Origin of the sequence: Mesorhizobium sp. M7A.F.Ca.US.002.01.1.1 (genome assembly GCF_004022955.1) — a bacterium.
GTDB classification, from domain to species: domain Bacteria; phylum Pseudomonadota; class Alphaproteobacteria; order Rhizobiales; family Rhizobiaceae; genus Mesorhizobium; species Mesorhizobium ciceri.
The window spans coordinates 1-436 of record NZ_RZQE01001065.1 but is presented as its reverse complement, the minus strand read 5'-3'; the positions used below and the strand labels follow the sequence as shown (position 1 = coordinate 436).

At 54.6% G+C, this 436-nt stretch carries 1 protein-coding gene; it reads left to right on the top strand.

The features are described 5' to 3' along the window. Positions 1-436: FAD-dependent monooxygenase (locus EN932_RS37725; protein ID WP_206619060.1), on the top strand; the 436-nt coding region annotated here is incomplete at both ends.

Sequence of the window (436 nt, the reverse complement as noted above, 5' to 3'; positions counted from 1 at the left end):
GTGTATTTGATGTACGGCCAGCCAGGAAGAATGCTCGGGCGTTTCACGCTGCGTGATAACCGAACGCTCTTCTTGTTCGTCTTTGCTGCGGGCAACGACCCAGTGCCAGCGACGCTGGAAATGCAGAAGGCAGTGCTGCGAAAAATTTACGGCGGTGGCGGGTGGGAATGTCCAAGTATTTTGAATGCGCTGGATGGGATCGACGATCTCTATTTCGACAGCGTCAGCCAGATCAGGATGAACAGGTGGTCGCAAGGCCGCATTGCTCTAACGGGCGATGCCGCGTTTTGCGTGTCCTTGTTGGCCGGACAAGGTTCAGCCCTGGCCATGATTTCGGCCTATATCTTGGCGGGTGAACTTTTCAGGGCCGAGGGACGATATCAGGAGGCATTCCGCACGTACGAAACTCTCTTGCGGGATTACATTGATAAGAAGC